This is a genomic window from Rahnella sp. WP5, from assembly GCF_000745615.1.
Lineage (GTDB): Bacteria > Pseudomonadota > Gammaproteobacteria > Enterobacterales > Enterobacteriaceae > Rahnella > Rahnella aceris.
The window spans coordinates 228,820-251,873 of the sequence record NZ_JQJR01000010.1 but is presented as its reverse complement, the minus strand read 5'-3'; the positions used below and the strand labels follow the sequence as shown (position 1 = coordinate 251,873).

Below are 23,054 nucleotides of genomic sequence, written 5' to 3'. Positions count from 1 at the left end.
CCTGTATCAGATCGCCCTCGTTTTACAGGCCCTGTCAGTATTGGGAATTCTCTAATTTTTAAGACAAGGTTACGTTTGTGTCTGTTTTGTACATGAATGGCCTGTCATTTTAAGGTAAGATGGCCGCCCTTGTGAAGGGAATGCCTGTTTTTTGATAAACCTTGTATAAATATGTGTTGAGAAATAAAGGTTGAATATTGCTCTCGCGGTTTGAGGGCTGTGAAGAGACTGGACTATGATAACTAAAGAAAAAGAAGTTATTAATAAAAAGAAAATAGTGCTTGTGACAGATTTACTTATCGGGCGTGGCGGCATGGAAAACGTGACCAGCCAGGTAATATCAGCACTCAAAAAGAGTGAAGAGTTTGAGGCGGGTTTTTTTGTCATCAATAGTGGTGAAAAGACGTACTCAAAATCCTGGCTCGATAATGCCGTGCTATTTGAAAGTGTCTGCACACTACGAAATAAAAAAGTAAAAAACTTCATACATACTCTGCGGCTTCTCTTTTTTATCAGAAAATATAAACCAGAACATGTCATTACACTTAATACAATACCCAGCTTAATGGCACGTCGTGCAATTACCTTTTCTGCGCATAAGACTTTTTTATCGACATGGATGCATCTTCCACCCCGGGAGCGGTATCGCCCGCATTATCTGTTATCAGCAGAACATCATTTTGCGATCAGCGATGAAATAAAAAATCAACTGACAGAGTTGGGTGTCGACAAAAATAACGTCGATGTGGTTTTTAACCCCGTGAAAAAAACGGATACGGTTATTTTAAGACCTGAGTCGCTCAGAATCCTCTACATCGGCAGAATACATTTTGAAAGACAAAAGCAGTTAAAAGATCTCTTTGATGCGCTTGCCCGGGTCAGTGTCCGCTGGTCATTAGATATCGTGGGAGATGGTGAAGATTTGGCCATATGTCAATCTTATACGCAACAGTCGGGGATTTCTGATCAGATTACCTGGCATGGATGGCAAAGTGAACCCTGGGAATATGTCGAAAATAATATCAAAGAAGTCACTTGCCTGGTCATGACGTCTAATTTCGAAGGCTTCCCGCTTGTGCTGCTGGAAGCGATATCCCGGGGAATATATTGCGTCTCCTCTGATTGTATCAGCGGTCCGTCAGAAATAATTGAAAACAATATTAATGGGCAACTTTATCCGCAAAATGACATTATTACGCTTTCTCAAATCATTAATAAAATAGGCCGTGATCGGGTATTGCCAGAGCAGGCCGTGATAAAGGAAAGTATCGGGAAGTTTTACGAAGATGCGTATATGAATAATTTTAAGAATATTCTTAATAAGATTGCTGAGGGAAAAGATGAATAGCAAATCTGCTACAGCTCCTTTGAAAATAATTGTTAATGCATCAGTTATTGCTCTTTGCATTTCACTTTCATTGAGCATGTTTATTACCGGATGGCCACAAAAAATATTTTATGTTGTTTCTTACGTCAGTTTTTTTACCACTTTATATGCTATTTACAAAAAGGATATCTCATTTAAGAATGAACATTTTTATCTGGTGATGTTCTTTTCATTGTTTTTTTTAGCCGCAGTCCGTTTTGTCTGGGCAATGATGCTAAAGCATAATGGCATAGATCCCTCGCCGACGAGCGCAGGCATCATTAACAATTATTTAGTAGGGAGCAAAAGGATCCTGCTGGGTGCTTTTGTCATCTTATGCCTTTCTGTGTATGGTTCGCTGACAACTCAAAAAACTATATTCTTAAGTAAAGTAATAATCGTGGTGGGGTTGATTGTTACGCTGGGCTTCGGGTTACATGAACATTTTTATACCGTGAATGACCGGATAAAACTGACGACTGATGCATCGTCAATGTCCTCTTATATGATTATTTTCATATACGCGGCTTATCTGGGGTTAAGCCGGTTAGAAAATCATCGTTATTCAAAGTGTCTGGATTTAGGGGCTTTTATACTGACCTTTATCCTCCTGTATTTATGTGGGACAAGAATTACCATTCTCGCTCTCATATTCGTTAAGCTTACCTTTATATTTTTAGAGTATAAAATAGACTTAAGAAAAAATTGGCAGATGGCGGGGTTGGTCGTGCTCGCTATTGTGACGATTTTAGGCATCACCGGGCATCGCTGGGCCCAGGGTATTAATGATATCCAGAAATATGATGTACAAAGTTCAACATCACTGGGGGCCAGGGTGGCAATCTGGGAAAGTGGTATATACCTGTTACATCACCATATTGGTTTTACTACGCCTGATGAGAGAACCACGTTGGCCAGAGCGTTTATCAAAACGCATCATCCGGAAAACACGGAAGGCTATACCAATGTTCAATATAATATGCACAACGAATTTCTTGAGGTCACTACACTTCAGGGATTATTAGGAACGTTTTCCTTATTGCTGCCTTATCTGGTTTTAATCTATGGGTGGGTGAGGAAAGTTAATATTAAAGGCATGGTGCTTCCATTTATTGCTTTATTCGTTACCGGACTGACGGATTCAGTGATTCTTTATGATCAGACAGCAACATTGTTTGTCATATCGCTGGCGGTCTGCTGTATTGGTACGCGAAAATCTGCTGAATAACATGCCTGAAATACAAGGATTCACACTCTGAATCCTTATATTATTTAAGTTTTACTTTCCAAAAATCTGCTTTATTTATTCAGATTCACCACAGCCTGTCTGATCGCATATTCATAGCCCTGAATACCGAAACCGCAGATTACACCGACGGCGATGTCGGAAAGGAATGAATGGTGGCGGAAGGCGTCGCGTTTATGCACGTTGGTGATGTGCACTTCGTACAGCGGCAGGCTGACGGCGGTCACGGCGTCACGGATGGCGACGGACGTGTGCGTCCACGCAGCGGCGTTGAGCACAATCGCGTCCACTTTGCCACGGCATGCCTGAATGCGGTCAATCAGATCGCCTTCGTGATTGGTCTGAAAGAATTCGATTTTTGCGCCGCAGTTTTCGCCAGTCTGATGACAAAGCTTTTCGATGGTCGCCAGCGTGTCGTGACCGTAGGTTTCCGGTTCACGGGTGCCCAGTAAATTGAGATTCGGGCCGTTGAATACGGCAATGTTGTAGTTCATCAGTGTCTGCCTTTTTTCAGTAATCCGTAAATCCAAACAAATCTTTCGGGGTCTGCCACAAAATCTGCTGGCGGATTTTTTCGTCAGGGAATAATTGTCCGACCAGCATCAGTAACGTGCCGAGATCCATCCGGTGCTCCGCCCGCAGAAACGGCCAGTCGGAACCCCACATGCAATGCTCGGCGCCGAAGGCATCCAGCAGGGCGTGCTGGTAGGCGTGCCCGTCCTGATACGGGAAAGGCTGACGGCTGAATTTCGCTAAGCCCGACAGTTTTACCCAGGTTCTTTGCTGGTCAGCGAGACTGAGCAGTGCCTGAAAAGCCGGTTGTTGCAGGCCTTGCGTGACGTCAGGGCGTCCGGAGTGATCAATCAGCAGCCGCGTTTTGCTGCGGTTGATCAGCGGCAACAATGCCAGAAGCTGATCGTTTTGCACCTGAATGGCGGCGAACATATCCAGTTCGGCAAGACGCCCCATCAGGCCGTCGAGATGCAAAAACGACTCCGTGCCGAGCATCGCGACGTTCATGGCAATGCCGACCACACCGGCATTTTTCAGGTTTGCAAGCTGCTCAATGCCGATGTCAAACGGCACCACGGCAATGCCTTTGAAGCGCCCGCTGCCTTTTGCCAGCGCATCCAGCAGACACGCACTGTCGGTGTTATATCCCGAGGTCGGGCCGACAATCAGCGAGTGGCGGATGTTGTACGCCTGCATCACGGCACGGTAATACTCGGTGGTGCCAATCTCGTGACCTTCCGGACGATACGGCGTGTCCGGAAGGTACGGAAAGCGCGCCGGATCAAACACGTGGTGATGGGTGTCGATCTTGGGTTGCTCAAAAATTGTCATGCTTTCGCTTTACCTGCTACTGAATAGAGAACTTGCTGATTGCGGGTTTTCTGGAATTCTTCCAGCGTTTCGCCCCGCATCGCGGAATAAATATGTAAGTTGGAGACACCGACTACTGCGCCCAGTTTTTCCAGCAGGAAGAAGCTGACGCCGTAATGGATCATGCCGCGCCAGTCGAGTTCGCGCAGCAGCTTTTGTTCCTCCTCCGTCAGTTTGTTTTCAGCAAACATAGCCTTCTGATCGGTAAGGAAACGCTCGCGCCATGCAGGCTGGATCAGACGGTGCAGGAAACGGTTGATGCGCAACGCTTTCAGACTGCGTGCCTGGGTGAACGGATAGGTGCCCGGCAGCTTTTCAACGCCCGCCATTTGTTGCGCGATTTTGTCACGCTGGCGCTGTTGCACATCATACGGCGCTTCACGCGACTGATTTTCGAGGATCAGCGTGGCGATACCGGTCATCGACGGCAGGTAATAAGCCTGATGCAGTTTCTTCACATTGGCTGACAGCGCACCGCGCATCACCAGCCACATGATCACTTCCGCACCTTCCATGCCGCCCAGCGTGGCGAATTCGGCCAGCGTCATTTCGGTCAGACGTTCCGGGTCGTTGACGATCATATCGACAAACTGCTCATCCCAGTCCGGGTTGTTAAACCCGCAGCGTTCGCCGTGAACCTGATGCGACACGCCGCCGGTGGCGACAATCGCCACGTTTAAATCTTCCGGGAAACTTTCAATCGCACGGCGCAGCGCCTGACCGAGTTTGTAGCAGCGGCGGGCGGTGGGAATAGGGAACTGTAGTACGCCGATTTGCAGCGGAACGATTTGTGTCGGCCAGCCGCCTTCATGCGGGAGAAGGGCAGAAAGCGGCGAGAACAAACCGTGATCCAACGGCTTATCCTGAAAGAAAGACATATCGAATTCATCCGCCATCAGGCTGGCACCGATATGCTGCGACAGCGCCGCATGGCCTTTGACCGCAGGCAGATCACGCGGGCCGCCGCCTTCATCGGCCACTTCATATTGCTCGTCGATACCTAACGTAAAGGCGGAATAGTGATCGAAGAAGAACGAGGTCACGTGGTCGTTGAAAATGTAGACCAGCACGTCCGGTTTTTTCTCATCCAGCCATTTTTGCATCGGCGCAAAACTCTCGAAAATCGGCGCCCAGGCGCTTTCATCCTGCTTGTTATGGTCAACCGCAAAACCGATGGTCGGGGTATGTGAAACTGCTAAACCGCCTATGATTTTCGCCATCTTAAATCCTCAATACTTTTTGTAGGGTAACTGCGACACGCACGTCGCGCCGCATTATTTATGGTGATGAATATGTTTCTAATTATCAGGTGGCTAATCCGGAGACTAGCGGATATTCATGGTGCGCGACAACTCCGGGATGTCAGTAATATCAACACCTTTGATCATCTCGGCCGGGTGCGCCGCGCGGTGTAAAAGAATGCTCAGCCCTGCCAGCAACGCAGGCAGCGCCAGAATAATAAAGATCATGTTTTGGCCGGAGAAAACGCCCAGCAGAACGCCGCCCATCGATGAGCTGATAATCGCGCCGCTGCGGCCGATACCGTGCATCCAGCAGACGCCGGTGGCACGCATTTCGGTCGGATAGAAGGCTGGCGAAAACGCCTGCAAACCGGTCTGTGCGCCGTTGATACAGACACCGCTGATGAACACCAGCAGGGCGAGAATATCCGGGCCAAAGTTGCCAATACCTTGCGACAGCAGGCTGACCACGCCCATCATGTAGAAACCCGCAATCACCCGTTTTGCGGTGAATCTGTCCATCAGCCCGCCGACCATCAGGCCACCGAAGGTTCCGCCTAACTGGAACAAACCGGCGACGATAGCCGCGCGTTCCAGCGAGAAACCGCCGTTACGCATAATGGTTGGCAACCAGCCGTTGAGCAGATAAATCACGAACAGGCCCATGAAGTAAGTGACCCACAACACCATCGTGCCTTTGGCGTAGCCGTTGGTGAAAAGCTGGAATACTTTGGCTTTTTTCTGAATAACCGGCGCCTTGAGCACAAATTTGGTTCCTTCGCTGAAAACACCCCCGGCGCGGGTCAGCACTTTGGCAATTTTTTCTTTCGCGACGTTACGCACCACCATGTACATGGCGGATTCCGGCAGGATCCACAGCAGTAACGGCAGCATCAGCAGCGGCAAAATCCCACCGGCAAAAATCACCGCTTTCCAGCCAAAGTGCGGCAACAGACCGGCCGCGACAAATCCCCCCGCGCCGGAACCGACGTTAAAGCCGCTGTACATCACGGTGATCATCAGGCTGCGGCGGCGTTCGGGCATGTATTCCGACACCAGCGTCACGGTATTAGGCATGACCGCGCCTAAGCCGAGACCGGTGAGAAAACGCAGGATTGCCATTTCCATCGGCGTGCGGGCAAAGGTACTCAGCAGACTGAACAGGGCGAAACACAGAATCGACCACATCAGCACCCGCTTGCGGCCGAAGCGATCCGCGTTCGGTCCGGCAATCAGCGCGCCGATCGCCACGCCAAACATGGCGGCACCCAGGATCGGCCCCATTTCCGCGCGGCTGATGCCCCAGTCTTCGATCAGCGCCGGGGCGATAAAGCCCATTACCGCGGCGTCATAACCGTCGAACATGATGATGATGAAACACAGTGACAAAACCACCCATTGATATTTCGATATCGGGCGTTCATCTATCCACGTTTTCACATCCACGATGGTGTTGTTGCTCATAGGGTACGCTCTCTGTTTTTTTTATTAATATGTGATCGGATTAAAACTTTGAACAAAATTTCACTGACCGGTTAAGCACGGAGAACGGCCGTGAGAGGTTTTTATAAGTATTATTTTATTTATTAAACAGTAAGTTGGTTATTCATTGTTGTGTTTCCTGATAACCAACTTAGGGGCATGCAAAGCATGCTGTCTGCCATAAAATCATTATGCAGGTATGAGTTTTGTTTATAGGGGGCGTGCGGAAAGAGCGGCAGACAGGCTGCCGTCAGGAGAGTTTCATGCAAGGGAGGTGAGCCGGGAACGTTCAGCAGGCCAGAATGCTATGCCGGCATATCCCGGAAGCAGTCGTTATCAAGGGTAATTATGGCAATTTTCTGCACCGGGCCACGCATGTTGACCTGAAAGTCGCCGCTGAAACTGATGGCGAGTTTTCCGCCCGGCATATGTACCGTGACATGGTCATCCACCAGCCCGAGTTTGCGCATCGCGCTGGCTGCCGCGCAACTGCTGCTGCCGGAAGCCAGCGTATAACCCGCGCCGCGCTCCCAGATGCCGATGCTGATATTTTTGCGATCAAGGACTTGCGCGAACTGCACGTTGGTACGTTTCGGGAAAATCGCCAGCGTTTCAATCTCTGAGCCGAGTTGCTTTACTAAATCCAGATCCAGTTTGTCCACCCGGATTACGCAGTGCGGATTGCCCATGGATACCAGCGTCGCACTGAGATTATGCCCGCCCGCGACGATGGGTAGCGCGAGAGCTTCATCGCCTTCTACACTGGCGGGTAACGCGGCTGGCGAGAATTTTGCCTGCCCCATATCCACAATCACCTGATGGGCGCCGTCGGTGACTTCGCAACGTACTTGCCCGCCCGGTGTATTCACCAGAAACGGCTCATGCGCGACGCGGCCAATATCAAACAGATAACGGGCGTAAATACGCAGACCGTTGCCGCTTTTCTCAGCTTCTGAACCGTCGGGATTGATAATACGCAGGGAGGGGATATCCGCATCGTCATTGTCGATCAGCAAACCGTCGGAACCGATGCCGTAATGACGATCGCAGATGCGCCGGATTTGCTGGTTACTGAGCAGGGCGGCGACGCGGTGATGGCAGACCAGATAATCGTTACCCAGTCCGTGATAGCGGTGAAAAATCATAATGGTATTTCCTGCATTTTTATAATTGATATGAGTAGCTTTAACAGGAAACATATACCAAATAGAGCGTTTAAGGTGAGTCCGGTGCGAGTTTCGGTTTCTCAATAACGATTATCACACGGCCTTTCGCGCCGAAACCGACCAGAGGGGAAAGGCTTTTCCCCTCTGAACTCCCCTCGCTTTTTCAAACACGTGATCTGCGCGCTGGCTATGTTTCAGGTATCACTGTGACAGGCTGGAAATCTTGTCGCTGCGCGATGCCTTCACTCGGTCCTGAAGCCATAGGTCTTCAGGCCGCTCCGTTCAGCAAGATTTCTGAATCGCCCGCCAGCTATTTAAAAACAACTTTAGTGAAGTTGCGAAGTAAAAGCCTGAGGCCGGTTCCAAAATAACGCCGGAGGGAGAGGTGGAAAACCGCGCGTCTTTTTGCGCGGGTTGAAACCCGAACGGAGGATACCGCGCAGCGGCGGGATTTTGCGGCAATCACCATGCTCGCTGAAACATAGCCTCCAGCGAAGCGCGCAGTAAAAAGAGCCCGGGATTCTCAAGGGTGGTGGCGATAAGCCACCCTTGAGGCCGGTGTGGGTGGCAACCCACGACCTTGATTTTGAATCTAAAAGAGGTCGGAAGGACTCATCCTTCCATCCTCCCCAGTACCGATGCCCCCACTAATCCGCCGTCGGTCAAAAATTTCCCCGGTATCAGCAACGGTTCTGCATAAGTGTGCAGCACAGCGCCGCGTACTTTCACATCCAGCGCCGCGATAAGTTCTTTTGCCGAGGCCAGCCCGCCGCCCGCGACAATACGGGAAGGGCCGAGGATGTTGACCAGCAGCGCCAGCGGTTCGGCGACCAGTTCCAGCCAGGCATTCACGGTCAGCGAACAGTCGGGATGCCCGTTCAGCCAGCCGGTGACAATCTCCAGACTGGTATTTTGCTGGCTATGAAAATGCTGATGCAAACGTTCCATGCCACGCGCACCGCCGAGCATATCGAGGCAGCCAGTCTGGCCGCAGCCACATTTCAGGCGCGGAACGGCGTATTTTTTGTTGTCAATCGTCAGTTCCGTGCGGGTAATCGCACCGTGTCCCCATTCGCCGGTGACGCCGCCGTGACCGCGGACGAGCTGGCCGTTGATCACCAGTCCTCCGCCGACGCCGGTACCTAAAATAATCGCCGCCACGACGGACTGATGTTGCGCATTACCGGCATGGGCTTCAGCGAGGGCAAAACAATCAGCATCGTTGGCGGCGGTGACCGGGCGGTCCAGCGCAGCACTGAGATCTTGCGCCAGAGAATGTCCGGTGAACGCGGGAATGTTGGTGGCCAGCATTTCGCCGGTTTGGGGGGAGACCAGCCCGGCGGTGGAAATCGCCAGTGGTGTGCCAGCCGGTAAATCAGCACCATACGTGTCGATCAGATTTTGCATGGCGTTAACGAAATCATTCCATGAGGCAACGGGTGTCGGCACTTTGCCGCATTCTTCCACTTCGCCGGAATAACGTGAAACACCAAATTTAATAAATGAACCGCCGATATCGGCGCAAAAAACTGCAGAATTCATGAGCGTGTGTCCAGTAAATCTCGCAGTCCGTCGCCCAGTACGTTAAAACCAAGCACGGTCAGCATAATGGCCAGACCGGGGAACAGCGAAAGGTAAATATTAATGCCGAGGAAGTTCCGGCCATCGCTCATCATGGTACCCCATTCCGGCATCGGCGGCTGCACGCCAAGCCCCAGAAATGACAGGCTGGCGGCGGCGAGAATCACTGTGCCGGCAGTCAGCGTCGATTGCACGATAATCGGCCCGATGGCATTGCGCAAAATGTAATGCACGATAATACGGTAATTTGATAAACCCAGCGCCTGCGCGGCTTCCACGTATTCCATCTGCTTTAAACCGAGCGTCAGGTTACGGCTGAGGCGTGCATATACCGGAATGGCAAACAATGAAATCGCGATCAGCAAGTTCACCAGCCCGCCGCCGAGAATACTGACCACCAGAATGGCCAGCACGATGCCCGGAAAAGCAAACAGCATGTCCATAAACCACATGATGATCATGTCGGTATAACGGCCCGCTATGCCGGCGATAATCCCCAGCGGAATGCCGATAATCATCGCCAGCCCGACGCTCAGTACCACTTCGATAATCGAAATCCGCGCACCATAAATCACTCTGGCGAAGATATCGCGGCCATAATCATCCGTACCGAACCAGTGACTTGCATTCGGAGAAAGCAGGGTATCAATCAGGTCTTGTGCGTAAGGATCGTGACGGGTGATCAATGGCGCGAACAAGCCCACCAGCACGATCAGGCTGACAATAAATCCCCCGAAAGTCACGGCCGGATGACGCCATAACCAGCGGAACAACCGCAACGTGCGCGGTTTGCGACGGGGTAATTGCGTGATAATGGCAGACATTAATCGAACCTTATTTTTGGATTCAGGAAAGCAATCAGTAATTCACCGAGCAGGTTCATTACCACCACGCCGCAGACGGCGACCAGCGCCACGCCCTGAATGACCGGATAATCGCGATAACGCACGGAATCCACCAGCAGGCGACCAATGCCCGGCCAGTTAAAGACGGATTCGGTGACGACTGCTCCGCCAATCAGGCTGCCGAAATTGAGCGCCACAATAGTGACAATCGGGATCAGCGCATTGCGAAACGCATGGCTGCAATACACGGTAGTGGCGGACAAACCTTTGGCGCGCGCGGTGCGGATATAATCTTCCGACAAGACATCCAGCATGCTGGAACGCGTCATGCGCGCCATCACCGCCATGGGTAAAACCGCCAGCGTCACGGAAGGCAGAATGTAGCTTTTCCATGATGTCGCGCCGAGCAGCGGCAGCCAGCCGAGATTGACCGAAAAAGTATTCATTGCCATCAGCCCCAGCCAGAAGTTGGCGATGGACGCGCCGGCAATCGCCAGCAACATCACGCCAAAATCCGGCCAGCGGTTGCGGTAAACCGCGCCTATCATGCCCGCCGGAACGCCAACCGCCACCGCCAGAAAGTACGCCAGCACCGCCAGCATCAGGGTATACGGCATTCGTTCCCCGATTTCCTGCGTGACCGGCTGCTGCGACTGTAGCGAGATGCCGAGATTGCCCTGCAACACATCACCGGCAAAATGCAGATATTGCGTCACCAGCGGCTGATCCAGCCCGAGACGAACGCGCATGGCATCGACCGCTTCCTGTGTCGCTTCAGGCCCGGCCATCAGACGCGCCGGATCGCCCGGCAGCGCGCGGATGGACACAAAAATCAGCATCGACACCCCGATCAGGATGACCGGGAAGGCGATGAGCTTTTTGGCAAGATAGGCTTTCATGGCTATTTTCCACTGTAGATACTGCGGTTATTTTTTCTGTGCATCTTTCACCACAATTTGTCCACCCGGGATCATCGTGACGCCTGAAATATTCGTGCCGGTAGCGTACAAATCATTCTGGTAATACAACAGCACCTGCGGTGCCTGCTGGTTAATTTCTTTCTGGGCGTCAACGTAAATCGCGTTGCGGGTGTTTTCATCCAGCGTTGAGGCGGCTTTGTCTAGCATGTCGTCCAGTTTCGGGTCACTGAAGAAGCCCAGATTCGCGCCGCCGGGTGCGAAGCTTTTGCTGTAGTACAGCGGACGGAGTTGCAGATCTGCGCCGTTGGCGCCGGAAGACCAGGAAGCCAGCACCGCACCGGTGTTATCGGCTTTTTTACCGGCCTGATCGGCAAACGCGGCTTTAGTCCACACGCCGCTTTCCATGATCCGCACGTCAAGTTTCACGCCGATTTTCGCCCACATGCTTTGCAGCACCTGACCGATACGGGCGTCCTGACCCTGTACGGCAATCGACATCGTGAAACCGTCAGCCACACCGGCTTCTTTGAGCAGGGCTTTGGCTTTTGCCAGATCCAGCGGATACGGGTTCAGTGTTTTGTCATAACCGGCGGTCACCGGTGCCAGCGGGGAATTCGCCGGTTGTGCGAAACCGGACATGATGGCGCGCACCAGTCCGTCGCGGTCGGTGGCATAGTTCAGTGCCTGACGGACGCGGACGTCACTCAGGGGTTTAAGGTCGGTATTCAGCGCAACCCAGAACACGGCGGCACCCGGGCTTTCATGCAAACTGAATTTAGGATTATTTTTCAGTACGCGGGCAAATTGCGGCGGCACAGGGTTGATGACGTCGGTTTCACCCGCCTGCAACGCCATGTTCATGACCGAAGGTTCAGCGCTCCAGGTCCATTTAATGTCGTCCGGCCCGGCGGCTTTATCACCCCAGTAGCCCGGATATTTTTCTTCCAGCACGAATTCGCCGGTTTTGTACTGCACCATTTTGTACGGGCCGGTGCCGACCGCTTTGCTGTCGAGCGTACCGGTTTTATCCGCTGCAGGGCTGACCATCAGACAGGCGCCGGTAGTCAGTAAATTCAGGAAGGCCGGATAGGGTTTTTTCAGTTTGAACACGACGGTGGAATCGTCGGTTTTGGTGACGCTGTCAAGGAAAGTACGCAGACGTCCGCTGGCGGCCAGCCCGCGTTTGGTATCGAGATGGCGGGCAAAGTTGGCGACCACCGCATCGGCGTTAAACGGTGTACCGTCGTGGAAAGTGACGCCGCTGCGCAGTTTGAAGGTCCACACCAGCCCGCTTTCATCGCTGCTCCACGAGGTCGCCAGCGCCGCTTCCGGTTTGAGTTGCGGCGACATGCGCAGCAGACCTTCATACATTGGATCCAGTACCGTGCCGGTAAAGGTCGCGGTCTGGTTGCCCGGATCCATACTGCGCGGCGCTTCGTTTTGCATCACGTTCAGCGTGGCGGCAAACACCGGCAGCGAAAACGCGGCGAGAAGGGCGCTGCTCAGCAGCGTTAACGGTAAGGGACGCCGGATATAACGGGTAATCTTCATGTTCTGCCCTCTGCGTGAAAAATCGGATTAAGTGGCTCTGGCTCAGTCTGCCGGTTGAGTAAAACGCCGGTTTTAATGACAGTTTGTTTTAACAAAGAGATTTAACAAATAGTTCATATGAAATACTTATATCGGAACATTTAGTTTAATTTGTGAACTAATTGGCATTGATATATCCATTTCTACCGTTTAATGTCAATGCAGATGAGCGAAAACTGAGAGCGCCAAAACGAATATGCTAACAACTTTGCAACGTCAGATTTTGGGCGCAGTGAATGCCGCAGGCGGTTTAAGCCGTACCGAACTGGCGCAGTCCTCAGGAATGAGTAAAGCGGCTATCGGCGGCGTGGTACGCGAGATGATCGAGGCCGGTTTTCTGCATGAGGCAGAAACGGTGCCGGGCAGCGGACAGGGGAGACCGTCGGTACGTCTGGTCGTGCATCCTGACGGCGCGTGGTTTGCCGGTGTTTCTTTGCTGCAAAATCCGGCGCAAATGGCCCTGATCAATCTGCATGGCGAAATACTTTCGCGGGTCTCTTTTGCTGCTGATGCGGATCCGCAACAACTGGCAGCCAATATCGCCAGCGCCTTACCGGCGTTACTCGAGCCTCATCCCGAGGCGGCAAAAAAGCTGGTCGGGCTGGGCGTGACGCTATCGGGCCTCATTGATGAACATCAGTCGACCTGCGTGCAGTCGGCGTTGCTGGGCTGGCGGGATGTGCCGCTGGCCAGGCTGATTTCGCAGGCGACAGGCATGGACGTGGCTATTGAAAATGACGCCAAAGCGCTGGCGGTGAGCGAGAAAAGTTTTGGTCAGGCGCGTGATCTGAGCAGCTTTACGCTGGTCAGCCACGGGGCGGGGATTGGCAGCGCGCATTTCATCGCCGGGCAATTGCATCGTGGTTTACACGGCGGTGCAGGGGAGATCGCGCACTGCACGCTGGAGCTGAACGGTTCCCCATGCCGCTGCGGCAAGCGCGGTTGTCTCGACACGCTGGCCTCCCTCAATGCTATTGCGGAAATGGCCAAAGCTGAAGGGCTGGATGCTTCCACGATCGGCGGGCTGGAACAACTGGCGATGCAGGGCCAGACGGCGGCAATCCGTATTTTGCACCGTGCCGGTTCTGCGCTGGGCCTGGCGATATCGCATCTGATTCAAATCAATGACCCGGACCTGATCCTGATTGCCCATCAGGATGCCGATTTTTCCGGGCTGTTCGGCACGGTTGTACATCAGTCTGTTGAAGCCAATGTGTTGCCGGGCAACGCCGGTAAAACACCGGTTCGTACTTTTACCCTAAACGACGACACCTGGGCGCGCGCGGCGGCGAGTATAGCCGCACATCGCTTTCTGGTCGGTCTGAAGCCTGTCTGAGGAATGAGCAACATGCGTATAGCGGTCAGCGGTATCCATATTGAATGCAGCACTTACAATCCGGTGCTTAACGAGGAAAAGGATTTCACCGTCGTGCGTGATGCGCAGTTACTGGCATCACCGCGCTTTCGTTTTTTGCAGGACTATCCTGCGACGTTTTTACCGACAATTCACGCCCGTGCTATTGCCGGTGGTCCGGTAGCGCGTGCGACGTACGATAAATTCAAAGCGGAAATGCTGGCGGGTCTGGAGGCGCGAAAACCGTTCGACGGTTTGTATCTGGCGATGCACGGCGCGATGTATGTTGAAGGGCTGGAGGATGCCGAAGGTGACTGGATTGCCGCGGCGCGTAAAGCCGTCGGGCCGGATTGCCCGATCAGCGTCAGTTATGATCTGCACGGCAACGTGTCACAACGCATTATTGACGCCATTGATATGTTTTCGACCTACCGCACTGCGCCGCATATTGATGTGGAAGAAACCATGCGCCGTTCTGTCGCCATGCTGGTAAAGCATCTGCAAACCGGCGTAAAACCGACGCTGCTGTGGGTGCCGGTGCCGGTGGTGTTACCCGGCGAGCGCACCAGTACGGAAGATGAACCGGCGAAAAGTTTGTACACCCGTTTGCCGGAAATGGATGAAGTTGACGGCGTATGGGACAGCTCACTGATGGTGGGTTATGTGTGGGCGGATGAGCCGCGTGCGACGGCGGCGGTGATCATGACCGGCACCGACCGTACTGTGCTGGAACAGCAGGCCACTCAACTGGCACAGGCTTACTGGGACGCACGGGAAGACTTTGTGTTTGGCTGCGAAACCGACACCGTTGAGGCCTGTGTGAAAAAAGCGATTGCCAGTGAAACGCGGCCGGTGGTGCTGGCGGATTCTGGCGATAATCCGACAGGTGGCGGTGTCGGTGACCGCGCGGATGTGTTGCAGGAACTGATCAAACAGTATGCGCAAAATACCATTGTGGCCGGGATTGCCGATGCGCCGGCAACCGATGCCGCATTCAATGCCGGTGTCGGGTCAATACTGACGCTGACACTTGGCGCGTCGCTCGATCATTCCAGCCCGCAGGTGAAAGGTGAATTTGAAGTCGTCTTCCTGCTTGACGCACTGACACCGGCTGACCGTCAGGCCGTGCTGCGCATTGGCGGGATTGATGTGGTGGTGTCGGCGCGCCGCCGCCCGTATCACAACATCAGCGACTTTACCGTGCTGGAACTGGATCCACATACCGCAGACATTGTTGTCGTGAAATCCGGCTATCTGTCACCGGAACTGGCACCGATTGCCAGCCCGAACCTGATGGCGCTGTCGAATGGCGTGGTCGATCAGTTTGTCGAACGCCTGCCACGCCATCGCAAACCGCGTAAAACGTTCCCGTTTGACCGTGACTTCAGCTACGTGCCGCAGGTGCAGCTTTCCTCCAGGAGCAAATGAAATGACCCCGACCACCGGACAACCGGAAAACCGTCAGCCCGTGCTGAGCGTGAAACATCTCACTACCTCGTTTCGCGGCGAAGACGACTGGCTGCCGGTGGTACGCGATTTGTCGTTTGATGTCTATCCCGGCGAAACGCTGGCGATCGTCGGCGAATCCGGTTCGGGAAAAAGCGTGACGTCGTTGTCGGTGATGCGCTTGCTGAAAGCACAAAGCAGCCGGATTGAGGGTGAAGTCTGGCTGAATCAGCGCAGTTTGCTGGCGCTTTCGGATAAGCAGATGCGTGATATTCGCGGCAACGACATGGCGATGATTTTCCAGGAGCCAATGACGTCGCTCAATCCTACATTCAGTATCGGCAGGCAAATCGCCGAAAGTCTCAAACGGCACCGGGGCATGTCATCTTCCGAAGCGCGGGCAGAAACTCTGCGGTTGCTGGAAAAAGTCCGTATTCCCAATGCAACCAAAAGGTTTGATGAATATCCCCATCAGTTTTCCGGCGGCATGCGTCAGCGCGTGATGATTGCCATGGCACTGGCGCTGAAACCTAAATTGCTGATTGCCGACGAACCCACGACCGCGCTGGATGTGACCATTCAGGGACAGATTCTGGATTTGATCAAGACGTTGCAGGAAGAAGAAGGGATGGCGGTGTTGTTTATCACGCACGATATGGGCGTGGTGGCGGAAATCGCTGACCGCACGCTGGTGATGTATCGTGGTGAAGCGGTGGAAAGCGGGGCGACGGAGGATATTTTCCATCGCCCGCAACATCCTTATACCCGTGCTTTGCTGGCCGCCGTGCCGAAACTCGGGTCGATGCAGGGGCGTGACTGGCCGTTACGTTTTCCGCAAATCAATCTGCAAACCGGTGAGGCAAGCGTGCCGGGGGAAGTGGCAGGAACGGTCGCTTCGGGGCTGACGCCATTGCTCTCGGTGAAAAATCTCAGCGCACGTTTCCCGGTGTATGGCGGCATATTCAGCCGTCAGGTTGGAGCGGTACATGCGGTAGAAAACATCAGCTTTGATTTATTCCAGGGTGAAACGCTGTCGCTGGTGGGGGAATCCGGTTGCGGAAAATCCACTACCGGCCGCGCGGTAACGCGGCTGCTGAAACCACACAGCGGCGCGATTGATTTCGACGGTTTTGATGTGATGAATCTGGGCAAACGCGATATTTTACAGATGCGGCAGCGGATTCAGATGATATTCCAGGATCCGTTTGCCAGCCTGAATCCGCGTATGCGTATTGGTGACGCGCTGATTGAACCGATGCTGCAACATAAACTGCATAACCGCAGCGATGCAAAAGAGAAAGCCGCGTCGTTACTGCAAAAGGTCGGATTGTCGCCGGACATGCTGCGCCGCTTTCCGCACGAGTTTTCCGGTGGTCAGCGCCAGCGGATTTGTATTGCACGCGCGCTGACGCTCGATCCGAAAGTGATTGTCGCGGATGAATCGGTATCCGCGCTGGATGTGTCGGTGAAAGCGCAGGTGGTGAATTTGCTGCTCGATTTGCAGGAAAGCATGAATCTGTCGTACCTGTTTATTTCGCATGATATGGCGGTGGTCGAGCGGGTGAGTCATCGCGTGGCGGTGATGTATCTCGGGGAGATTGTGGAGATTGGCCCGCGTGCGGCGATATTCGATAATCCCCAGCATGCCTATACGCGAAAACTGATGGCGTCAGTGCCGGTGCCGGATCCGTCGCGCAGAATGCTTAAGCGGCAAATGCAGGTCGATGAGCTGAAAAGCCCGGTGCGCGATAACGGCTATATTCCGCCGCAAAGGCAATATCAGGAAGTCTCAGCAGGGCATTTTGTTCAGGTTTGATAGTTAACTGTAAAGGGACTTTGTACAGAAGGGACTGAGTGGACAACTCGGGAAGATGGTGGTGGGGGAAGGATTACTCGGCCACTGGCCTCGCCCTGCGGGTCGTTGCTGCGCAACGCTGTCTCGCTTCGCTCGGCTCGAACCTTCGTGTCGAAGATTCTTCATCCTTCCCGATTTGAGTTTTTATTTAGTTTGGGATTTTTCGGAAGGTGCGGTTGCACATAGAAGATGGTGGTGGGGGAAGGATTCGAACCTTCGAAGTCGATGACGGCAGATTTACAGTCTGCTCCCTTTGGCCGCTCGGGAACCCCACCACAACTTTTGTGGCATTTACTACATACTTCTTGGCCAAAACCATCATGTGCTACATGGATGATTTTTGTCGCTGCAGCGGTTAGCTGCGAACGGGGCGCATAATACCAAATGATTCGAAGGTGTAAAGCGCTGAAAGCGATAATAAAGTTCGTTTGCGGATTTTTTGCGCTTAACGGTGCTTCTCTGAGCGAAAAGCACCGTCAGAAGGCGGATTACAGAATGACAGTGCGGTTGCCGTAAACAAAGACACGCTGCGCCAGCACGCGATATAAGGCACGGCTGAGCACGTTTTTCTCAACGTCGCGACCGGCGCGCATCATATCTTCCGCCGTATAAGTATGATCGACGTTAATCACGTCCTGCATGATGATCGGACCTTCATCCAGGTTGTCATTCACGTAGTGCGCGGTGGCACCAATCAGTTTCACGCCGCGCTCATACGCCTGATGATACGGGCGGGCGCCAATAAATGCCGGCAGGAATGAGTGGTGAATGTTGATCACCTGATGCGGATAATGCTGCACAAAGCCCGGCGTCAGTACGCGCATGTATTTAGCCAGCACCACATAATCAGGCTGATACTGGTCGATTTGCGCAATCATTGCGCTGTCGTGCTGTTCGCGGGTCAGGCCGTCATGACTGACCAGATGGAACGGAATATCAAAACGTTCGACCAGCGTTTGCAGCGTGTCGTGATTACCGATCACCGCAGCGATTTCAACATCCAGACCGCCGTAAGCCGCTTTCATCAGCAGATCGCCCAGACAATGGGCTTCTTTGGTGACCAGGATAACAATGCGGCGGCGTCCGGTGCTGTTGAGTTCGCGCACGGAACCCGCAGGCAGCGCGCTGTCAAGATCGGCCAGCAGCGTGGTGTCGTTGAAAATCCCTTCCAGCTCGGTACGCATAAAGAAGCGTCCGGTGCGGTGATCGACGAATTCGTTGTTTTGCACGATATTAAGTTCGTGCTTGTAGCAAATATTGGTAATTTTGGCGATCAGACCTTTTGCGTCAGGGCAAATGGTGCGTAGTACCTTGGTTTGTACGTTCTGTTGCGGCATGAGGTTGTGGATCCTGTCCAAGACTTAAAATAGTACGGTTGAATTATTTACCGCAGCACTTCTTATATTTTTTACCCGATCCGCACGGGCAGGCGTCATTGCGTCCTGTCTGCGGTTTAATTCCGTCGATATAGTACCAGCGTTCGTTCAAACGAAGAAATCGCGAACGCTCATGGATCAGATGAATATGTTCGTCGCCGGTTTCGGTAAATCGTGCAGCAAACTCAACGAAACCTTCATCAGCATTGCGTCCCTCTGACTGCGCGATCACCTGTAAACCTTGCCAGTGCGTACTGGTAAAGCCTTCCTGTAAACTCTCACGCCAGCGCCCGGGTTGACAATCCGGATGCCAGGTGGCGATCAGATAACTCGCATTTTTCAGGACGTAGGCGGTGTAGCGCGAGCGCATCAGCGCAGACGGTGTCGGCGCCACTTTACACTCAGCGATGTATGGCTGGCAGCACTCTTCGAAAGAAAGGTTGCTGCAGCATGGGCAAAGTTCTGACACGGAAACTCCTGAATTGCAGGGCTTATAAATTTAACAACGCAGGTTGCGCTATTGAATGCACCAAACCGATATGTTACCTAACAAACTCGCCGGGTGACAACGCGCTTGCCCGTTGATTCTAATGCTATGCGCAATATAAGGTCATCAGATGAGCAGAAAAGTCACCATTGGTCTTGCCCTTGGCTCGGGAGCCGCGAAAGGGTGGGCACACATTGGCGTGATTAATGCCCTGAAGGAAATGGATATCGACGTCGATGTCGTCGCCGGTTGTTCGGTTGGCGCACTGGTCGGCGCGGCCTACGCCAGTAACAGATTGCCTGCAATAGAAAGCTGGGTTCGCTCGTTCAGTTACTGGGATGTGCTGCGACTGATGGACTTTTCGTGGAAGCGCGGAGGATTGCTGCGTGGAGAGCGTGTGTTCAATGCCGTGGGGCAGTTGATCCGCATTGATGAGTTTGAAAAGTGCTCGAAGAAGTTTGGCGCAGTCGCCACCAATCTGAGTACCGGTCGCGAATTGTGGCTGACAAAAGGGGACTTGCATGAGGCTATCCGCGCCTCGTGCAGTATGCCCGGCCTGCTGGCCCCGGTCTGGCACAATGGTTACTGGCTGGTTGATGGGGCGGTGGTGAATCCGGTGCCCATTTCGCTGACTCGCGCACTTGGCGCTGATATCGTTATCGCCGTTGATCTCCAGCACGACGCGCATCTGATGCAGCAGGATTTGCTGACGGTACAACCGACCGGCGAAGCACTGGATACTGAGAAAGAAGTGAGCTGGCGTGACAGAATACGTCAGCGTTTAACCCGTCCAAATGCCAGAAAACCCAACGTCAGCCCCTCGGCGATGGAAATTATGTCAACGTCCATTCAGGTGCTGGAAAACCGCCTCAAACGTAATCGCATGGCAGGCGACCCGCCGGATGTGTTGATCCAGCCTTATTGCCCGCAAATTTCGACGCTGGACTTCCATCGGGCAGAAGAAGCGATCGAGGCAGGCCGTCTTGCCGTTGAAAAACAGAGAGAGCAATTGCTACCCCTGATTAAAAATAGACAGTTCTGAATGGCTTAAAATGTGTTTGGCCTAATCTGACAATTCTGCCAAGCAAAAACAGGCTTTATGAGCCACTATTAGAATAAGAAATTCTGGGGGACCCTGATGGACAAGCCACTTACAAGCAAGCATATTCTCATCGTTGAAGACGAAGCCGTCTTCCGATCCATACTTGCTGGCTATGTAAGTTCCCTCGGTGCGACATTTACGGAAGCCGAAAATGGCCTTGAGGCTTTGTCGCTGGTCGAAGACTACCCGCCTGACCTGATTCTCTGCGATTTGGCGATGCCTGAGATGGGCGGGATGGAGTTCGTCGAAAACCTGCGATTACAGGGAAATAAAATCCCTGTTCTGGTGATTTCCGCCACGGATAAAATGACCGACGTTGCATCAATGCTGCGACTCGGCGTGGAAGATGTTCTTCTCAAACCGATCAGTGATCTCAACCGGTTACGTGAGGCACTGCTTTCGTCTTTATACCCGAAGCTTTTTTCATCACAGGCGATGGAGGAAAGTTCGCTGGTTCAGGACTGGGAAGCGCTGTGCCGTAATCCTAATGAAGCACAGCGTTTGTTGCAGGAATTACAGCCACCGGTTCAGCAGAGGCTGGCGCATTGCCGCATCAACTACCGGCAACTGACATCAGCGGAAAGTCCGGGACTGGTGCTGGATATCGCCGCGCTTTCCTCCAAAGATCTCGGTTTCTATTGTCTGGATGTGACCCGTGCCAACGAAAATGGCGTACTGGCGGCGTTATTGTTGCGTGCTATTTTTAACAGCTTATTACGTGAGCACTTAAGTAATCAGCATCAGCGGTTGCCACAAATGTCGACGCTGCTTAAACAGGTCAACCATTTATTCAAGCAGGCAAATCTCGAAGGACAATTCCCGTTGCTGCTTGGTTATTATCATGCCGAGTATAAGAATCTCATTCTGGTTTCTGCGGGATTACATGCCAACGTGAATACCGGCACCAATATGATTCAGCTCAGCAATGGTGTGCCGCTCGGCACCACTGGGGCAACATACTCCAATCAAATCAGTCAGAAATGTGATGCCTGGCAATGTCAGGTCTGGGGGGCGGGTGGTCGTCTGAGATTAATGCTGTCTGTTGATTGAGCAAATTTATTACTATTGATAATAATTTATTAATAATCCTGAGCATTTTTCCCACACGTCTTTTTGTCTTCCCACTTTATTTCAATCTTCTAAGATGTATCTCAATGCAAAATATGCCTTTGCAGGCGCACTTGCGGCTGAAACTGGTATAATCCGTTCCGGTAAATTTGGCTGTCTATTTTACATTGTTTAAAATAACAAATAGGAATTCGCTGATGAAAGTAACAGTTTTTGGTATCGGTTACGTCGGACTTGTTCAGGCGGCGGTTCTTGCTGAAGTTGGGCATGAAGTTTTGTGTATCGATGTAGATGCAAAGAAAGTAGAAAACCTGAAAAACGGGCAGATCCCAATTTTTGAACCGGGCCTGACACCGCTGGTTCAGAGCAACTATGAAGCAGGGCGCTTGCTTTTCAGCACCAATGCGGCTGACGGTGTAGCGCATGCAACGGTACAATTTATCGCGGTGGGTACGCCACCGGATGAAGACGGTTCCGCTGATCTGAAATATGTGACTGCCGTGGCGCGTACGATTGCTGAGTACATGACCGAACCTAAAGTTGTCATTGATAAATCCACCGTTCCGGTCGGTACTGCGGACAAGGTCCGTGCAGTAATGACCGAGAAACTCAAAGAACGTGGTGCAGATATCAACTTTGATGTGGTATCAAACCCTGAATTCCTCAAAGAAGGTGCAGCAGTCGCAGACTGTATGCGACCTGAACGTATCGTCATCGGTACTGATAACCCGGATGCTATTGATCCGATCCGTGAACTTTACGAACCTTTCAATCGTAATCACGATCGTATGATCCTGATGGATATCCGCAGTGCAGAGCTGACCAAATATGCCGCTAACTGTATGCTGGCGACCAAAATCAGTTTCATGAATGAAATGTCTAATCTGGCAGAAATGCTCGGTGCGGATATCGAGAAAGTCCGCCAGGGTATCGGTTCTGATTCACGCATTGGCTACCACTTTATCTACCCTGGCTGCGGCTACGGCGGTTCGTGTTTCCCTAAAGACGTCCAGGCGTTGATCCGTACTGCTGAGCATATTGGCTATCAGCCTAAATTGTTGCAGGCGGTAGAACAGGTCAATTACCAGCAAAAATATAAATTGCCTGCTTTCATTCAGCGCCATTTTGGCGATGACCTGAAAGGGAAAACCTTTGCACTGTGGGGGCTGTCATTTAAGCCTAATACCGATGATATGCGTGAAGCATCGAGTCGCGTATTAATGGAACAACTCTGGGCTGCAGGCGCGAAAATCAAAGCCTATGATCCTGAAGCGATGAATGAAACGCAGCGGATCTACGGTCACCGTGATGATCTGGAATTGATGGGCACCAAGGAAGCGGCATTGCACAATGCTGATGCGTTGATTATTTGTACGGAGTGGCAGAATTTCCGTGCCCCTGATTTTGATGTGATCAAAAAAGCATTAAAAGAGCCGGTTATCTTTGATGGTCGTAATTTATTCGATCCTGAACGTTTGGAGAAACGCGGATTTACTTACTACGGCATAGGTCGTGGCGCATCAATCAATCCGGTTCTGTAAGGAGT

At 52.4% G+C, this 23,054-nt stretch carries 19 protein-coding genes, 1 tRNA gene and 1 other RNA gene; 8 read left to right on the top strand and 13 right to left on the bottom strand.

Annotated elements, in window-relative coordinates:
* Window positions 1–235 precede the first annotated feature (235 nt).
* Both EX31_RS10190 and EX31_RS10185 read left to right on the top strand, forming a co-directional pair.
* Complete coding sequence (locus EX31_RS10190) at window positions 236–1,348, top strand: glycosyltransferase (RefSeq protein WP_037034515.1); 1,113 nt, start codon at window positions 236–238, stop codon at window positions 1,346–1,348.
* On the top strand, window positions 1,341–2,594 hold the full coding sequence (locus EX31_RS10185; protein WP_037034514.1) for an O-antigen ligase family protein: 1,254 nt from the start codon (window positions 1,341–1,343) through the stop codon (window positions 2,592–2,594). Before EX31_RS10190 ends, EX31_RS10185 begins: the two co-directional genes overlap by 8 nt.
* 71 nt (window positions 2,595–2,665) lie before the next feature.
* Here the strand turns inward: EX31_RS10185 and aroQ are convergent, their stop codons facing one another.
* The 9 genes from aroQ to EX31_RS10140 all read right to left on the bottom strand — a co-directional run bounded on the left by aroQ (window position 2,666) and on the right by EX31_RS10140 (window position 12,781).
* The gene (aroQ, locus tag EX31_RS10180; protein ID WP_037034512.1) at window positions 2,666–3,106 is read right to left on the bottom strand and encodes a type II 3-dehydroquinate dehydratase; all 441 of its coding nucleotides are present in this window, start codon (window positions 3,104–3,106) and stop codon (window positions 2,666–2,668) included.
* A 16-nt stretch (window positions 3,107–3,122) separates the two neighbouring features.
* A complete protein-coding gene (locus EX31_RS10175) occupies window positions 3,123–3,956 on the bottom strand; it encodes an amidohydrolase family protein (protein ID WP_037034509.1) in 834 nt (277 codons plus the stop codon).
* Window positions 3,953–5,215 carry a gallate dioxygenase gene (locus EX31_RS10170; RefSeq protein WP_037034508.1) on the bottom strand — a complete coding sequence of 421 codons (1,263 nt, stop codon included), beginning with the start codon at window positions 5,213–5,215 and terminating at the stop codon, window positions 3,953–3,955. The genes EX31_RS10175 and EX31_RS10170 overlap by 4 nt, the downstream gene beginning before the upstream one ends.
* A gap of 105 nt (window positions 5,216–5,320) precedes the next feature.
* Window positions 5,321–6,700 carry an MFS transporter gene (locus EX31_RS10165; protein ID WP_013575966.1) on the bottom strand — a complete coding sequence of 460 codons (1,380 nt, stop codon included), beginning with the start codon at window positions 6,698–6,700 and terminating at the stop codon, window positions 5,321–5,323.
* Between the two features lie 323 nt (window positions 6,701–7,023).
* The gene (dapF, locus tag EX31_RS10160) at window positions 7,024–7,863 is read right to left on the bottom strand and encodes a diaminopimelate epimerase (protein WP_037034505.1); all 840 of its coding nucleotides are present in this window, start codon (window positions 7,861–7,863) and stop codon (window positions 7,024–7,026) included.
* Between the two features lie 633 nt (window positions 7,864–8,496).
* A complete protein-coding gene (locus tag EX31_RS10155) occupies window positions 8,497–9,426 on the bottom strand; it encodes an ROK family protein (RefSeq protein WP_037034504.1) in 930 nt (309 codons plus the stop codon).
* Window positions 9,423–10,289, bottom strand: coding sequence for an ABC transporter permease (locus EX31_RS10150; RefSeq protein WP_037034501.1), 867 nt, complete (start codon window positions 10,287–10,289; stop codon window positions 9,423–9,425). The genes EX31_RS10155 and EX31_RS10150 overlap by 4 nt, the downstream gene beginning before the upstream one ends.
* Window positions 10,289–11,209 (bottom strand): ABC transporter permease, encoded by a 921-nt coding sequence (locus EX31_RS10145; RefSeq protein WP_037034500.1) that lies wholly within the window; start codon window positions 11,207–11,209, stop codon window positions 10,289–10,291. The genes EX31_RS10150 and EX31_RS10145 overlap by 1 nt, the downstream gene beginning before the upstream one ends.
* Window positions 11,210–11,236: 27 nt before the next feature.
* The gene (locus EX31_RS10140) at window positions 11,237–12,781 is read right to left on the bottom strand and encodes an ABC transporter substrate-binding protein (RefSeq protein WP_013575960.1); all 1,545 of its coding nucleotides are present in this window, start codon (window positions 12,779–12,781) and stop codon (window positions 11,237–11,239) included.
* Window positions 12,782–13,016: 235 nt separating this feature from the next.
* Between EX31_RS10140 and EX31_RS10135 the strand changes: the two genes are divergently transcribed.
* The 3 genes from EX31_RS10135 to EX31_RS10125 are packed head-to-tail and all read left to right on the top strand — an operon-like array spanning window position 13,017 to window position 17,436.
* Window positions 13,017–14,156 carry an ROK family transcriptional regulator gene (locus tag EX31_RS10135; RefSeq protein WP_013575959.1) on the top strand — a complete coding sequence of 380 codons (1,140 nt, stop codon included), beginning with the start codon at window positions 13,017–13,019 and terminating at the stop codon, window positions 14,154–14,156.
* Between the two features lie 12 nt (window positions 14,157–14,168).
* A complete protein-coding gene (locus tag EX31_RS10130; RefSeq protein WP_037034498.1) occupies window positions 14,169–15,602 on the top strand; it encodes a M81 family metallopeptidase in 1,434 nt (477 codons plus the stop codon).
* Between the two features lies 1 nt (window position 15,603).
* Window positions 15,604–17,436 carry an ABC transporter ATP-binding protein gene (locus tag EX31_RS10125; RefSeq protein ID WP_037034497.1) on the top strand — a complete coding sequence of 611 codons (1,833 nt, stop codon included), beginning with the start codon at window positions 15,604–15,606 and terminating at the stop codon, window positions 17,434–17,436.
* 56 nt (window positions 17,437–17,492) lie between these two features.
* On the opposite strand, the gene EX31_RS24955 is transcribed toward EX31_RS10125, so the two are convergent.
* From EX31_RS24955 to EX31_RS10110, 4 genes are all read right to left on the bottom strand, one after another.
* Window positions 17,493–17,622: non-coding RNA, RtT sRNA (locus EX31_RS24955), on the bottom strand.
* Between the two features lie 43 nt (window positions 17,623–17,665).
* A tRNA-Tyr gene (locus EX31_RS10120) sits at window positions 17,666–17,750 on the bottom strand.
* A 213-nt stretch (window positions 17,751–17,963) separates the two neighbouring features.
* Complete coding sequence (gene purU / locus EX31_RS10115; protein WP_013575956.1) at window positions 17,964–18,812, bottom strand: formyltetrahydrofolate deformylase; 849 nt, start codon at window positions 18,810–18,812, stop codon at window positions 17,964–17,966.
* Window positions 18,813–18,855: 43 nt separating this feature from the next.
* Window positions 18,856–19,320 carry a YchJ family protein gene (locus tag EX31_RS10110; protein ID WP_013575955.1) on the bottom strand — a complete coding sequence of 155 codons (465 nt, stop codon included), beginning with the start codon at window positions 19,318–19,320 and terminating at the stop codon, window positions 18,856–18,858.
* Between the two features lie 148 nt (window positions 19,321–19,468).
* Between EX31_RS10110 and rssA the strand changes: the two genes are divergently transcribed.
* The 3 genes from rssA (at window position 19,469) to EX31_RS10095 (ending at window position 23,049) form a co-directional block, all read left to right on the top strand.
* A complete protein-coding gene (gene rssA / locus EX31_RS10105; protein WP_013575954.1) occupies window positions 19,469–20,380 on the top strand; it encodes a patatin-like phospholipase RssA in 912 nt (303 codons plus the stop codon).
* A gap of 96 nt (window positions 20,381–20,476) precedes the next feature.
* Complete coding sequence (rssB, locus tag EX31_RS10100) at window positions 20,477–21,490, top strand: two-component system response regulator RssB (RefSeq protein WP_037034496.1); 1,014 nt, start codon at window positions 20,477–20,479, stop codon at window positions 21,488–21,490.
* Window positions 21,491–21,705: 215 nt separating this feature from the next.
* Window positions 21,706–23,049: a UDP-glucose dehydrogenase family protein gene (locus EX31_RS10095; RefSeq protein WP_013575952.1), complete on the top strand. Its 1,344-nt coding sequence runs from the start codon at window positions 21,706–21,708 to the stop codon at window positions 23,047–23,049.
* Window positions 23,050–23,054: the final 5 nt, after the last annotated feature.

What these genes read in the sequence shown, in the direction of transcription:
- EX31_RS10095 (WP_013575952.1), top strand. Translation starts at nt 21,706, where the DNA reads ATGAAAGTAACAGTTTTTGGTATCGGTTACGTCGGACTTGTTCAGGCG.
- rssA (WP_013575954.1), top strand. Translation starts at nt 19,469, where the DNA reads ATGAGCAGAAAAGTCACCATTGGTCTTGCCCTTGGCTCGGGAGCCGCG.
- rssB (WP_037034496.1), top strand. Translation starts at nt 20,477, where the DNA reads ATGGACAAGCCACTTACAAGCAAGCATATTCTCATCGTTGAAGACGAA.
- EX31_RS10170 (WP_037034508.1), bottom strand. Translation starts at nt 5,215, where the DNA reads ATGGCGAAAATCATAGGCGGTTTAGCAGTTTCACATACCCCGACCATC.
- EX31_RS10190 (WP_037034515.1), top strand. Translation starts at nt 236, where the DNA reads ATGATAACTAAAGAAAAAGAAGTTATTAATAAAAAGAAAATAGTGCTT.
- EX31_RS10185 (WP_037034514.1), top strand. Translation starts at nt 1,341, where the DNA reads ATGAATAGCAAATCTGCTACAGCTCCTTTGAAAATAATTGTTAATGCA.
- EX31_RS10165 (WP_013575966.1), bottom strand. Translation starts at nt 6,700, where the DNA reads ATGAGCAACAACACCATCGTGGATGTGAAAACGTGGATAGATGAACGC.
- EX31_RS10145 (WP_037034500.1), bottom strand. Translation starts at nt 11,209, where the DNA reads ATGAAAGCCTATCTTGCCAAAAAGCTCATCGCCTTCCCGGTCATCCTG.
- EX31_RS10125 (WP_037034497.1), top strand. Translation starts at nt 15,604, where the DNA reads ATGACCCCGACCACCGGACAACCGGAAAACCGTCAGCCCGTGCTGAGC.
- aroQ (WP_037034512.1), bottom strand. Translation starts at nt 3,106, where the DNA reads ATGAACTACAACATTGCCGTATTCAACGGCCCGAATCTCAATTTACTG.
- EX31_RS10140 (WP_013575960.1), bottom strand. Translation starts at nt 12,781, where the DNA reads ATGAAGATTACCCGTTATATCCGGCGTCCCTTACCGTTAACGCTGCTG.
- EX31_RS10155 (WP_037034504.1), bottom strand. Translation starts at nt 9,426, where the DNA reads ATGAATTCTGCAGTTTTTTGCGCCGATATCGGCGGTTCATTTATTAAA.
- EX31_RS10135 (WP_013575959.1), top strand. Translation starts at nt 13,017, where the DNA reads ATGCTAACAACTTTGCAACGTCAGATTTTGGGCGCAGTGAATGCCGCA.
- EX31_RS10150 (WP_037034501.1), bottom strand. Translation starts at nt 10,289, where the DNA reads ATGTCTGCCATTATCACGCAATTACCCCGTCGCAAACCGCGCACGTTG.
- dapF (WP_037034505.1), bottom strand. Translation starts at nt 7,863, where the DNA reads ATGATTTTTCACCGCTATCACGGACTGGGTAACGATTATCTGGTCTGC.
- EX31_RS10130 (WP_037034498.1), top strand. Translation starts at nt 14,169, where the DNA reads ATGCGTATAGCGGTCAGCGGTATCCATATTGAATGCAGCACTTACAAT.
- purU (WP_013575956.1), bottom strand. Translation starts at nt 18,812, where the DNA reads ATGCCGCAACAGAACGTACAAACCAAGGTACTACGCACCATTTGCCCT.
- EX31_RS10175 (WP_037034509.1), bottom strand. Translation starts at nt 3,956, where the DNA reads ATGACAATTTTTGAGCAACCCAAGATCGACACCCATCACCACGTGTTT.